Raw genomic sequence first — 10,905 nt, 5'->3', positions numbered from 1 at the left:
ACAGACGCGATGAGGGATCACCAGGCACCGGCGACGGTCGCGACACGGGCGGTGCGGGACGGCGGAGGCGCCGGCGCAGGCGCCGGCTCCCCGATCGTGGTCGTCGACGACGTGCACCACAGCTTCGGCAGCGGACCGCAGGCCGTCCACGCCCTGCGCGGCGTGTCCTTCGAGGTCCGCCGCGGCGAACTCACCGCCCTCAGGGGCCGGTCGGGCTCCGGCAAGACCACCCTGCTGAACCTCGTGGGCGGCCTCGACTCCCCGACCGGCGGCCGGATCACCCTCGACGGCACCGACCTGGCGACGCTCGACGAGCCGGGCCTGCTCGCCCTGCGCCGCGACCGCATCGGATTCGTCTTCCAGTCCTTCGGCCTGATACCCGTCCTGACGGCCGCCGAGAACGTCGGCGTTCCGATGAGGCTGCGGCGCGTGCCCGCCAAGGAGCGCGAGGAGCGCGCCCGGACCCTGCTGGCCCTGGTCGGACTCGCCGACCACGCCGAACAGCGGCCCGGCGAACTCTCGGGCGGCCAGCAGCAGCGCGTGGCGGTGGCCCGCGCCCTGGCCAACGACCCGGACCTGATCATCGCGGACGAGCCGACCGGCCAGCTCGACTCGGAGACCGGCCGCTCGGTCATGGAACTGCTGCGTGCGGTGGTGCGCAGCGAGTCGGTGACCATCCTCGTCGCCACCCACGACCCCAACCTGATCGAGCTCGCCGACCGGGTCGTGGAACTGCGTGACGGCCGCATCGTCGCGGCCGACTCATGAGCCGAGCGCGTCGGCGCTGCTCCGCTGCCAGTACGTGACCGACAGCGAGCTGTCGTAGGCGAGACCGGCCGCCGGGAGGGGCGGGGTCGCGGACGCGCCCCCGTCGCTGAGGGGCGTCCGGCCCTGGAAGGCGATCGTGAGCCGGTGTCCGGTCGTCCCGCCCTCGCCGCTGCCGTCGGCCGCCGACAGCAGGGCCCCCGCGTAGCCCGACTCGCCCGGGGCGAGGGACACCACGGCCTGGGGCCGGGTCTGCTGCTGCGCGGTCGGCACCCATTGCATCTCGTCGAAGCGGAGCACCGGGTAGTAGGTCAGATCGCAGGTCTTCGAGCCGGTGTTCTTCACCGTGATCAGCATGTGGTTGAGCGGCCGGGAGACCGGCTGCACCGTGACGCCGGTGTTCGCGCCGTTGCACAGGACGCGCTGCTGTTCTCCCGCGGCCGTCGGTGCGGAGGCGGCCGACGCCTTCGGCGAGCCCTTGGGGGCCGCTGCCGCGGTCGATGAGGCCGAGGGAGCGGCTTCCGTGGCGGGGCTCGAAGCGGCTGCCTCTCCCCCGTCCTTGAAGCCCGTGCCGTCCTCGCACCCGGTGAGGGAGAGGACGAACAGGGCGGCCGCGGCCGCACCGGCGAGGCGCCGGAAGGCGTGCGGGCGGGAGGTACGGGCGGTGCGGACGAGGGGTGTGCGGTGGAACGCGTGCATGGCTGACGGCCTCTCATGGGGCATGGCGACAGGGCCCGGTGGGGGTCCTCCGGGACCGGCCGCCGGGAGCGGTGTGCTTGGATGACCTCAGCCTGAGCGATGCTCCGTCCCGGCCGCCACATCCGCTGGGCCATCAGGAACGCTGGAATACCGGCATAGGCTCTGAGCTGCGCAAACAACCTGTTCCTGGAATGCGGGACAGGACACGGGGTGGGAGGAACGGTGTCGGAGGACACTGCTGGGTCCGGGTTCGCCGGGCTGCTGCGGGAGTTGAAGGACCGGTCGGGCCTCAGCTACGGAACGCTCGCCAAGCGGCTCCACATGAGTGCGTCGACCTTGCACCGCTACTGCAGCGGCGAGGTGGTCCCGGCAGACTACGCACCGGTCGAACGGCTCGCCCGCCTGTGCAAGGCCTCGCCCGAGGAACTCCTCGCCCTGCACCGGAGTTGGGTGCGGTCCGATGCGAACCGCCCGCGCAAGGGCGCGGACACGAGCGGCGCCGTGCAGGAGCTGGCCGGGGCACCTGCCGGAACCGGAACCCTTCCGGTCGACACGGCCGAGGTACACGGCGCGGCGGACGCACCCGAAGTGGCCGAGGCGGGGTCCGGGGCGGGGTCCGAGGTCGCAGAAGCGACCGCCGCGGCCGGGCCGACCGCACCGACCCGGCGTCCTCGCCCGCGCGGGGCCGTGCTCGCCGGGATCGCGGTGACGGTCGTGGCCGCCGTCACCGCCCTGGCCGGCGTGCTCACCCTGGACGAGCGCCCGCCGGAACAGGGCACCGACGTCCGGGACCGCCCCGTCGGTGCCGCGAACCGGTTCGCGGCCGGGGAGAAGTCCCCGGCCGGACCGGACGCCCCGGACGGACCGTCCTCGCACTCGTCCCCGTCCCCGTCCCCGTCGTCGTCCTCGTCCTCGTCCGCCTCGTCGTCGCCGTCCGCGCCCTCGAACGCCACCCCTGCCGCCCCCGCAGCAGCGGGACACGGCAGCAGCGGGGGCGGCGACACCTCCGCCGGCACGCCGGTGAAGGTGACCACCCGCCCCCACACCTGGGAGGCCCCCTGCGGCCAGCACTACCTGATCGACAAGCCCCCGGCCCAGGTGGGACCGCCCCCCGTGGAACGGGACGCACCCGCCTGGGTGGCCGCAGCCGGGGCCGTACCCGCGGGCGAGCAGTACGTCACCCTCACCCTGCAGGGATCCGGCGCGGACACGGTGGTGCTGGACGGGCTGACCGTCCGTACGGTCGCCAAGCGTGCCCCGCTCCCCTGGAACGACTACGCCATGGGCTACCCGGGGGTGGGCTGCGGCGCCGGCGTCCCGACCCGCTCCTTCGGCGTGGCCCTGGACTCCGCGCGCCCGGCCGTCGCGCCCCTGCCGGGCCAGCGGGACTTCCCCTTCTCGGTGAGCGAGTCGGAACCGGAGGTGCTCCACATCAAGGCCGCCACCTCCGCCCACGACGTGAGCTGGTACCTGGAGCTGTCCTGGTCCAGCGGCTCCCGGCACGGCACCCTCAAGATCGACCACGACGGCAATCCCTTCCGCACCAGCGGACGCGGGGGGCGGACCGGCTACGAGTTCCCCCTCGGCGGCGACGGATGGGTCGGGGAGGGCACGACGATTCATTGACCAGGAGCGACCGGGTGTGTACCTGGAGCGCACGGTCCGCGCCGTCCCGGAGCGGTCCCGGGGGATCGACCCTACGATGGGCGGGAACCGGCGCGGGCGGCTCGCCGTGCGGCCCGCCCAGAGCACTCGGGGTGGAGACGACGTATGGCACAGGCCGCCGACACAGCGCGGACCGTCATCCTGACCGTGGACGACGACCCGGGGGTCTCCCGGGCCATCGCCCGTGACCTGCGACGACGCTACGGCGCCGAGTACCGGATCGTGCGCGCCGAGTCGGGCGAGTCCGCGCTGGAGGCGCTGCGCGAGCTGAAGCTGCGCGGCGACCTGGTGGCGGTGATCCTCGCCGACTACCGGATGCCGCAGATGAACGGCATCGAGTTCCTCGAACAGGCCCTGGCGGTGTACCCGGGCGCACGGCGGGTGCTGCTCACCGCGTACGCCGACACCAACGCGGCGATCGACGCGATCAACGTGGTCGACCTCGACCACTACCTGCTCAAGCCCTGGGACCCCCCGGAGGAGAAGCTCTACCCGGTCGTCGACGATCTGCTCACGGCCTGGCGCACCAGCGACTACCGTCCGGTACCCGCCACCAAGGTGGTCGGGCACCGCTGGTCGGCACGCTCCTCGGACGTGCGGGAGTTCCTGGCCCGCAACCAGGTGCCGTACCGCTGGTACTCCTCCGACGAACCGGAGGGGCGGCGGCTGCTGGAGGCGGCCGGGGCCGACGGGCAGCGGCTCCCGCTGGTCATCACCCCCGAGGGCACCGCGCTGATCGAACCGGAGGCGCCCGAGCTGGCCTCCCACGTGGGGCTCGCGACGACGCCCGCGGCGGACTTCTACGACCTCGTCGTCATCGGCGGCGGCCCGGCCGGGCTCGGCTCCGCGGTGTACGGGGCCTCCGAGGGGCTGCGTACCGTACTGGTCGAGCGGTCCGCGACCGGCGGACAGGCCGGTCAGAGCTCCCGCATCGAGAACTACCTCGGTTTCCCGGACGGCGTGTCGGGTGCCCAGCTCACGGAGCGTGCCCGCCGCCAGGCCGGCCGGTTCGGCGCCGAGATCCTCACGGCGCGTGAGGTCACGGGGCTGGAGGTCAACGGCGCGGCGCGCGTCGTCCGCTTCTCGGACGGCTCGGCGATCGCCGCGCACAGCGTCATCCTGGCGACCGGGGTGTCGTACCGGCAGCTGCGCGCGCCGGGCTGCGACCAGCTGACCGGCTGCGGGGTGTACTACGGATCCTCGCTCACCGAGGCCGCGTCCTGCCAGGGGCACGACGTGTACATCGTGGGCGGCGCCAACTCGGCCGGGCAGGCGGCGATGTACCTGGCGCGGGGCGCCAAGTCGGTGACGCTGCTGGTGCGCGGGGAGTCCCTGACGGCGTCGATGTCGCACTACCTGATCCAGCAGATCGAGGAGACGCCGAACATCACCGTGCGCACCCGGACCGTCGTCGAGGCGGCGCACGGCGAGGGGCACCTGGAGCAGCTGACCCTGCGGGACGTGGACGGCGGAGCGAGCGAACTCGTCGACGCGCAGTGGATGTTCGTGTTCATCGGCGCGGCCCCGCTGACGGACTGGCTGGACGGTACGGTGCTGCGCGACGAGCACGGTTTCATCCTGGCCGGGCCGGACCTCACCCCGGACGGGCGGCCGCCGGCCGCATGGGAACTGGACCGGCCGCCCTACCACCTGGAGACCAACATTCCCGGCGTGTTCGTGGCGGGCGACGCGCGCGCCCAGTCCGCGAAGCGCGTCGCGTCCGCCGTCGGAGAGGGAGCCATGGCCGTGATGCTCGTCCACCGGTACCTGGAGCAGTCATGAGCGGGCAGGTCATGCCGTGCAGCCCGCAGGAGATCGCCTCGCTGTTCCTGTTCGAGAAGCTCACCCCGGAGCAGCTCGGGCGGCTGTGCGGCGAGGGGCGGGTGGAGCGGTTCGTAGCCGGTCCGGTGTACACGGAGGGCTCCCCGGCCACGTGCTTCTACGTGATGATCGAGGGCACCGTCGTACTGTCCCGCCGGGTCGGCGGCGACGACGTCGAGGTGAGCCGCACCTCGCAGCGCGGCGTGTACGCGGGGGCCATGCAGGCCTACCTGGGCGACCAGGTGCCGCAGACGTACACCAACTCGATGCGGGTGACCGAGCCGACGCGGTTCTTCGTGCTGCCCGCGCAGTCGTTCGCGGACATCATGCGGGAGTGGTTCCCGATGGCGGCGCACCTGCTGGAGGGGCTGTTCTTCGGCTCCAAGAACACCCAGCGGGCCATCGGGCAGCGCGAACGGCTGCTGGCGCTCGGGTCCTTGTCCGCCGGCCTCACCCACGAGCTCAACAACCCGGCGGCGGCCGCCGTCCGGGCCACGGCGACCCTGCGGGAACGGGTCGGCAAGATGCGGCACAAGCTGGCCCACATCTCCCAGGGCCAGTACTCGCGCGAGACGATCGCCGACCTCATCGAGATCCAGGAACGCACCGTCGAGCGCGTCGCGAAGGCGCCGGCGCTCAGCCCGCTGGACGCCTCCGACCGGGAGGACGAGCTCGCCGACTGGCTGGACGACCACGGCATCGCAGAGGGCTGGCGGCTCGCGCCGACCTTCGTGCAGGCCGGGCTCGACACGGACTGGCTGGAGCAGGTCGCGGCGACCGTCGCCGAGGAGATCCTGCCGTCGGCGATCGGCTGGCTCAACTACACGGTCGAGACCGAGCTGCTGATGGACGAGATCGACGACTCCACCACCCGCATCTCCCATCTCGTGGACGCGGCCAAGCAGTACTCGCAGCTCGACCGCGCCCCGTACCGGGTCGTCGACGTCCACGAACTCCTCGACAGCACCCTGCTGATGCTGTCCGGCAAGATCGGCTCCCGGGTGCGGGTGGTCAAGGAGTACGACCGCTCCCTGCCGGACGTGCCCGCCTATCCGGCGGAGCTCAACCAGGTGTGGACCAACCTCATCGACAACGCCGTCTTCGCCATCGGGAGCACCGGCGGCGAGGGCACGCTGACGGTCCGCACGGCCCGCGAGGGCGACCGCCTGCTGGTGGAGTTCCGCGACACCGGACCCGGTATCCCGGCGGACATCCGCAGCCGCATCTTCGACCCCTTCTTCACCACCAAGCCGGTCGGCGAGGGCACCGGTCTGGGCCTCGACATCTCCTGGCGGATCGTCGTGAGCAAGCACCACGGCAGCCTCCAGGTCGAGTCCGCCCCGGGTGACACCCGGTTCCAGGTGCTGCTGCCGCTGACCGCCCCGGCCCCCGAAACCGAAACCGGGACCGGATCCGCGACCGAGACCGCTGAGGAGCCCGTATGAGCGAGATCGAGGGAATCGACCCGAACGCCGCGCCCACCGGCACCGGCTGCGTCGAGTGCGACGAGCTGGGCGGGTGGTGGTTCCACCTGCGGCGCTGCGCCCAGTGCGGCCACATCGGCTGCTGCGACTCCTCCCCCGCCCAGCACGCCACCGCCCACTGGAAGTCCTCCGGCCACCCCCTGGTGCAGAGCTTCGAGCCGGGCGAGGAGTGGTTTTGGAACTACGCCACGGACGCGCTGTACGACTCCGGCCCCGAACTGACCGCTCCGCGCGACCACCCGGCGGACCAGCCGACCCCGGGCCCGGCCGGCCGGGTACCCGAGGACTGGACGCGGCGGCTGAACCGCTGACCGCGGTGCCGGCCGTGAGCGCCGGCTACGGCCGCCCGGCCGTCGGCGGCGTCCACACCGTGCCGCGGGCCTCGTATTCGAGCATGGCCTCCACCCCGGTCGCGGCGTCGGCACCCAGTTCCCGGCGTACGAGCCACAGGGCGAGGTCCAGCCCGCTGGTGATGCCACCCGCGGTGACCAGGTCTCCGTCGTCCACCACTCGGGCGTTCTTCAGGAGGCCGCCCTGCTTCTCCAGGTCGGGGCGCGCCTTGTGGTGGGTGGTGCAGGGGCGTTTCGTGGTCAGCCCGGCGGCGGCCAGCAGCATGGTGCCCGTGCAGACGGCGCTGACGGTGAGGCCCGGGCGCACCGCCGCGGCCAGCCTCCCGGGAAGGACTCCGCTGCGGATCTCGGCCCACACGCCGGGGCTGTCGCGGCGCGCGTATCCGCCGCCGGGCACGAGGAGGATGTCCGCGGTGCGCGGGGCCCAGGCGTGCTCGACGTTCACCTGCGTGCCGTAGGCGGCACGCACGGGACCGGGCCCGGAGGCGCTGACGTAGCGGACGTCGACCTCCCGGTCGGTGAAGAACCGGGCGGCCGAGAAGACCTCGTAGGGTGCGGCGAAGTCGAGTTCCTCCACGCCCTCGTACATGACGACGTGCACGCGTAACGGCCCCGCCTGTTTTCCGGCGGATCGCGGTTCCGCCGCCGCGGCCACGCTGGCGGCACCCCCCAAGGCGGCTGCCGCGCCGACGGCGACCTGGGCCCGGAGCACGTTCCTGCGGTTCATCCGATGGTTCCTTCCGATCGCCCGGCCGATACGCCGCTCTGCGACAGGAGTCGAAGCCGCCGAAGGCCGGGTTCCCGGGCCTGGCTGTGGCAGGCGCCACACCCCGGCCGGGACGATCGCCGAAAGCCGTGGATCCCCCGGCAGCCGGTAGGCCGGGTCCGCAAAGTAGCGCCGGCCGCCCGGAGGGCGGACCCCGCGGCGTCTGGTGCCGTGCCTCGCAAGGCGGAGGGCCGCCCGTGTACTGGACGTACTCGGGCGGCCCGACAACGCGGCGAGGTGCGGTGCCAGGCGTCGCGGGGCAGGCGGGACTTTGCGGACACGGCCTACGGCCCGAAGGCGCCGTGCCGGCCCGCCCCGGCGGCGAACCGGCCCGCTCCGGCCTGCGTCTCCCCCGCGGTCAGTGGCACCAGGCCGTGCCGGAACTCCCCCGCCAGTGCATCCTCCTCGGCCAGTCCGTGCTGTTCCAGGACGGACAACCGGTCGTGGCGCAGACAGAGCTGGGGGAACCCGGCGATCTCGCGGGCCAGTTCCTCGGCGGCCTGCCTCGATCGGCCCGTGGGGACCACGCGGTTGGCCAGCCCCATCCCCTGCGCTTCGGCGGCCGGGACCGGACGGCCCGTCAGGATCAGGTCCATGGCCCGGCTCTCGCCGATCAGGCGGGGCAGCCGCACCGTACCGCCGTCGATCAGGGGAACGCCCCAGCGGCGGCAGAACACGCCGAACACCGCGTCCTCCTCCGCGACCCGCAGGTCGCACCAGAGCGCCAGCTCCAGACCGCCCGCCACCGCGTGCCCCGCGACGGCCGCGATCACCGGCTTGCTCAACCGCATCCGGGTCGGCCCCATGGGTCCGTCGCCGGAGGCGAGCACCTGGTTGCCGCGTTCGGTGCCGATGGCCTTGAGGTCGGCGCCCGCGCAGAACGTTCCGCCCTCGCCCCAGAGCACGGCGACGGCCGCGTCCGTATCGGCCTCGAACTCCCGGAAGGCATCCGCCAGTTGCGCTGCCGTCGGACCGTCCACGGCATTGCGTACCCCTGGCCTGCTCAGGATCACCGTGTAGACGGGGCCGTCCCGCTCCACCCGTACCGCGGCCTGCTCGTCCGCCATGCCCGCTCCCCTCACGCTCGCCGGCCTCCATTGTGGGGGCGGGGAGGCCGCTGTGCGCGGGACTCCCCCGGACGCTCAGTCCGGCCCGCCCGCGGCGGGGCCGGAGCCGGGCAGGCCCGTCGGGCCACCGGGCGTCACGAGCGCCGTCTCGTAGGCGAAGACGACGACCTGGGCGCGGCTGGAGAGACCGAGCTTGGCCATCGCGCGGTTGAGGTGGGTCTTGACGGTGGCTTCGCTGATGAAGAGCTGCCGGGCGACTTCCGTGTTCGTCGCGCCCGTGGCGACGAGACGCAGGACGTCGCGCTCACGGCCGGTCACGGTGTGCCATTCCGGGGCGATCACCTCCGGCGGGGTCGGCCCGGGGCGGTACGCCTCGATCAGGCGCCTGGTGACGGTCGGCGCGAAGAGCATGTCGCCCGAGGCGACGGTGTGGACGGCGGCGACCAGGCGCTCGGGAGGCGTTTCCTTGAGCAGGAACCCGCAGGCGCCCGCACGCAGCGCGTTGTAGACGTACTCGTCGAGGTCGAAGGTGGTCAGCACCAGGATCCTCGGCGGTGTGTCACCCGTGTCGCCCGCGCGCCGGAGGATGCGCCGCGTCGCGGTGATGCCGTCGGTGCCGGGCATCCGCAGGTCCATGAGGATGACATCGGGTGCGGTGGCCTCGGCCAGCCGGACGGCTTCCTCCCCGTCGCGCGCCTCGCCGGCCACGGACAGCCCGGGCGCGGCGTTCAGCAGGGACACCAGGCCGGCACGGATGAGCAGTTGATCGTCGACGACCAGTACCGTGGGCATCGGGGAATTCGGTCCTCATCGGATAGGGACGTCCCCGGTGCCCGGGGCCGGGAGGCCGCCCGGCCGGTCACTGGTGGTGGGCGCCGGAAGGGTGAGCCGTACCTCGAATCCACCGAGGGCGCGGGGGCCGGCGGTGACCGACCCGCCGTAGATCTTCGCGCGCTCCCTCATGCCGATCAAGCCGTGACCAGGTGACATCTCCTTGTTTGGCCGGAACGTGCCGTCGCCTTCGTCCGTCACGCACACCACGATGGTGCGGCGTTCGTAACGGATGGTCACGGCCGCCCTGGTCGGTCCCGCGTGCTTGAGCACATTCGTCAGTGCTTCCTGGACCACTCGGTAGACGCACAGGGCCATCCCCTGCGGAAGGCGGACCGGGGATGCCGCGATCTCCATGGTGGCCTCGACCCCCGCGCCCCGCACCCGCTCCAGCAGCCTGTCGAGCAGGTCGAGCCCGGGGGCCGGGGCGTGGGCGGCGCCGCCGCCGTCCTCCCCCTGTCCGTCCCCCCTGTCCGTCCCGCTGCCCGTCCGGCTGTCCTTCCTGGCCGACGCGCAGGAGTACGAGCATCCGGCGCATCTCCTCCAGTGCCTCCCTGCTGGTGTCGGCGATGGTGTCCAGGGCCCGCCGGCTCGCCGCCGGGTCCGTGGGGAAGACGTACGAGGCCATGCCGGCCTGGAGGGAGATCACCGACATGTGGTGTGCGACCACGTCGTGCAGTTCCCGCGCGATGCGCACCCGCTCCTCCGTGAGGGCCCGGCGTGCGTTCTCCTCCTGCTGCCTGCGCAGTTGGAGGGTCAGTTCGGCGAACTGCCTGTTCCGTTCGGCGAGTGCTCCCGAGCCGCGCCCGACGACGAGGACGACGGCCGGGAACAGGACCGCCTGGGCGAGGACGGTCGGCATGGAGCTGTGCTCGATGTTGCCGATCCCGGCGTACAGCCACGCTCCTGCCACAACGGCCGTGCACACGACAGCGGTTCGGGGGCGACGGGTCGCCGCCACCGTGTACAGGGCCAGCAGCGGGGGCATCGAGTTGACCACCGGCCAGTACCCGCAGGCGATGAACAGGACCCATAACGCACTGCCGGCGGCGAACACCGCGACGGGCGCGATGTGGCGGGCCACCATGACCAGACCCACCAGGGCGGTCAGGGCCGCCCCCGGCCCGTCCATGGACCGCCATCCGGCCGGTGGCTGCTCCTGCCCCAGCAACAGCCCGGCGCCGATGTAGCCCAGCGCGAGCAACAAGTCGACGGCCGACGGCCGGTACCGTCCCCCGAGCCTTTCGAGGAATCCCGATCCAGCGTGCATCGGCGCAGCCTACGGGCCGCCGGGCGGCCGGGCCATGGGCCTGCCGCAGGACCGGGCCCTGCCGCTCCCGCAGGGTCCGGCTACCGCCGCAGTTGCAGGGAGGACGCCCGCCACCCGCACCGGGTGGAGAACCGAATCATCCCGGTGCGTGCCGCCGGGCGGCCGCCGGCCCGCCTAGCGTTCTGTC

11 protein-coding genes and 1 pseudogene are annotated in these 10,905 nt (G+C 73.0%); 6 read left to right on the top strand and 6 right to left on the bottom strand.

Annotation, left to right across the window (positions count from 1 at the left end; all coding sequences use genetic code 11):
• The first annotated feature begins 9 nt into the window (after window positions 1-9).
• Window positions 10-768, top strand: a complete 759-nt coding sequence (locus JYK04_RS37610; RefSeq protein ID WP_189745095.1) for an ABC transporter ATP-binding protein — start codon at window positions 10-12, stop codon at window positions 766-768.
• Here JYK04_RS37610 and JYK04_RS37605 read toward each other — a convergent pair.
• A complete protein-coding gene (locus tag JYK04_RS37605; RefSeq protein ID WP_189745097.1) occupies window positions 763-1,464 on the bottom strand; it encodes a DUF4232 domain-containing protein in 702 nt (233 codons plus the stop codon). The two genes, JYK04_RS37610 and JYK04_RS37605, sit on opposite strands and share 6 nt — an antisense overlap.
• Window positions 1,465-1,686: 222 nt before the next feature.
• Here JYK04_RS37605 and JYK04_RS37600 point away from each other — a divergent pair, with 222 nt between their 5' ends.
• The 4 genes from JYK04_RS37600 to JYK04_RS37585 all read left to right on the top strand — a co-directional run bounded on the left by JYK04_RS37600 (window position 1,687) and on the right by JYK04_RS37585 (window position 6,745).
• Window positions 1,687-3,090 (top strand): helix-turn-helix domain-containing protein, encoded by a 1,404-nt coding sequence (locus JYK04_RS37600; protein ID WP_189745099.1) that lies wholly within the window; start codon window positions 1,687-1,689, stop codon window positions 3,088-3,090.
• 144 nt (window positions 3,091-3,234) lie between these two features.
• Complete coding sequence (locus JYK04_RS37595; protein WP_189745101.1) at window positions 3,235-4,911, top strand: NAD(P)/FAD-dependent oxidoreductase; 1,677 nt, start codon at window positions 3,235-3,237, stop codon at window positions 4,909-4,911.
• Window positions 4,908-6,395 carry an ATP-binding protein gene (locus JYK04_RS37590; RefSeq protein ID WP_189745103.1) on the top strand — a complete coding sequence of 496 codons (1,488 nt, stop codon included), beginning with the start codon at window positions 4,908-4,910 and terminating at the stop codon, window positions 6,393-6,395. Before JYK04_RS37595 ends, JYK04_RS37590 begins: the two co-directional genes overlap by 4 nt.
• Window positions 6,392-6,745: a UBP-type zinc finger domain-containing protein gene (locus JYK04_RS37585; protein WP_189745105.1), complete on the top strand. Its 354-nt coding sequence runs from the start codon at window positions 6,392-6,394 to the stop codon at window positions 6,743-6,745. Before JYK04_RS37590 ends, JYK04_RS37585 begins: the two co-directional genes overlap by 4 nt.
• Before the next feature lie 25 nt (window positions 6,746-6,770).
• Here JYK04_RS37585 and JYK04_RS37580 read toward each other — a convergent pair whose 3' ends face one another.
• The 5 genes and pseudogenes from JYK04_RS37580 to JYK04_RS41680 all read right to left on the bottom strand — a co-directional run.
• The gene (locus JYK04_RS37580; protein WP_189745107.1) at window positions 6,771-7,511 is read right to left on the bottom strand and encodes a DJ-1/PfpI family protein; all 741 of its coding nucleotides are present in this window, start codon (window positions 7,509-7,511) and stop codon (window positions 6,771-6,773) included.
• 323 nt (window positions 7,512-7,834) lie between these two features.
• The gene (locus JYK04_RS37575; protein WP_189745109.1) at window positions 7,835-8,617 is read right to left on the bottom strand and encodes a crotonase/enoyl-CoA hydratase family protein; all 783 of its coding nucleotides are present in this window, start codon (window positions 8,615-8,617) and stop codon (window positions 7,835-7,837) included.
• Between the two features lie 75 nt (window positions 8,618-8,692).
• Complete coding sequence (locus JYK04_RS37570) at window positions 8,693-9,409, bottom strand: response regulator (RefSeq protein WP_189745111.1); 717 nt, start codon at window positions 9,407-9,409, stop codon at window positions 8,693-8,695.
• Window positions 9,410-9,424: 15 nt separating this feature from the next.
• Complete coding sequence (locus JYK04_RS41685; RefSeq protein ID WP_229876751.1) at window positions 9,425-9,805, bottom strand: sensor histidine kinase; 381 nt, start codon at window positions 9,803-9,805, stop codon at window positions 9,425-9,427.
• 211 nt (window positions 9,806-10,016) lie between these two features.
• Window positions 10,017-10,103, bottom strand: a pseudogene (locus JYK04_RS41680) (hypothetical protein); the annotation flags it as partial.
• 364 nt (window positions 10,104-10,467) lie between these two features.
• On the opposite strand from JYK04_RS41680, the gene JYK04_RS41675 reads away from it, so the two are divergent.
• On the top strand, window positions 10,468-10,638 hold the full coding sequence (locus JYK04_RS41675; protein ID WP_229876752.1) for a hypothetical protein: 171 nt from the start codon (window positions 10,468-10,470) through the stop codon (window positions 10,636-10,638).
• The last annotated feature ends 267 nt before the right edge of the window (window positions 10,639-10,905 follow it).

The sequence above is a fragment of the Streptomyces nojiriensis genome (assembly GCF_017639205.1).
In the GTDB taxonomy this organism is placed as follows: domain Bacteria; phylum Actinomycetota; class Actinomycetes; order Streptomycetales; family Streptomycetaceae; genus Streptomyces; species Streptomyces nojiriensis.
Note: the sequence above shows the minus strand (reverse complement) of the source record. Positions and strands in the feature narration are given on the sequence as shown.

Bases quoted from the DNA above. Each gene is read 5' to 3' on its own strand.
- JYK04_RS37575 (WP_189745109.1), bottom strand. From the start codon at position 8,617: ATGGCGGACGAGCAGGCCGCGGTACGGGTGGAGCGGGACGGCCCCGTC.
- JYK04_RS37585 (WP_189745105.1), top strand. From the start codon at position 6,392: ATGAGCGAGATCGAGGGAATCGACCCGAACGCCGCGCCCACCGGCACC.
- JYK04_RS41675 (WP_229876752.1), top strand. From the start codon at position 10,468: ATGAACAGGACCCATAACGCACTGCCGGCGGCGAACACCGCGACGGGC.
- JYK04_RS37570 (WP_189745111.1), bottom strand. From the start codon at position 9,409: ATGCCCACGGTACTGGTCGTCGACGATCAACTGCTCATCCGTGCCGGC.
- JYK04_RS41685 (WP_229876751.1), bottom strand. From the start codon at position 9,805: ATGGAGATCGCGGCATCCCCGGTCCGCCTTCCGCAGGGGATGGCCCTG.
- JYK04_RS37595 (WP_189745101.1), top strand. From the start codon at position 3,235: ATGGCACAGGCCGCCGACACAGCGCGGACCGTCATCCTGACCGTGGAC.
- JYK04_RS37590 (WP_189745103.1), top strand. From the start codon at position 4,908: ATGAGCGGGCAGGTCATGCCGTGCAGCCCGCAGGAGATCGCCTCGCTG.
- JYK04_RS37580 (WP_189745107.1), bottom strand. From the start codon at position 7,511: ATGAACCGCAGGAACGTGCTCCGGGCCCAGGTCGCCGTCGGCGCGGCA.
- JYK04_RS37605 (WP_189745097.1), bottom strand. From the start codon at position 1,464: ATGCACGCGTTCCACCGCACACCCCTCGTCCGCACCGCCCGTACCTCC.
- JYK04_RS37610 (WP_189745095.1), top strand. From the start codon at position 10: ATGAGGGATCACCAGGCACCGGCGACGGTCGCGACACGGGCGGTGCGG.